Origin of the sequence: Frankia sp. Mgl5 (assembly GCF_023242985.1) — a bacterium.
GTDB lineage: Bacteria > Actinomycetota > Actinomycetes > Frankiales > Frankiaceae > Parafrankia > Parafrankia soli.
In genome coordinates, this window is the sequence record NZ_JALKFY010000114.1 from 1 (window position 1) to 275 (window position 275).

1 protein-coding gene is annotated in these 275 nt (G+C 54.9%); it reads right to left on the reverse strand.

Annotated elements, in window-relative coordinates; genetic code table 11:
• Nucleotides 1-275, reverse strand: a 275-nt coding sequence (locus MXD62_RS08605) for a FliH/SctL family protein (RefSeq protein WP_248828862.1), incomplete at both ends; no start/stop codon positions are given.

The following is a 275-nucleotide window of genomic DNA, read 5'->3' on the forward strand; positions in this document are numbered from 1 at the left end:
ACCCGGGAGCGGCGGAGAGCACGGCGAACAATTTCAAGGATCTTTTCCGGTGAGCTCACCAGCTCGTCCCCAATCACTTTCTTGGCGATTTCGATGCTGAGCTCCACAAGAAACGGTTCAGCTTCTGCGACGATCCGGTCTTTTTCCAGATAGGCCGTAGAGAGAACATCGCGCGCGGTCTGGATCTTGTCATTCTCTTCCTCAAGCGCCATCGCTTTGCCCTCTTCAATCCCCTGCTGGACGCCAGCTTGTTTTCCTTTTTCCTGCATGTCGGC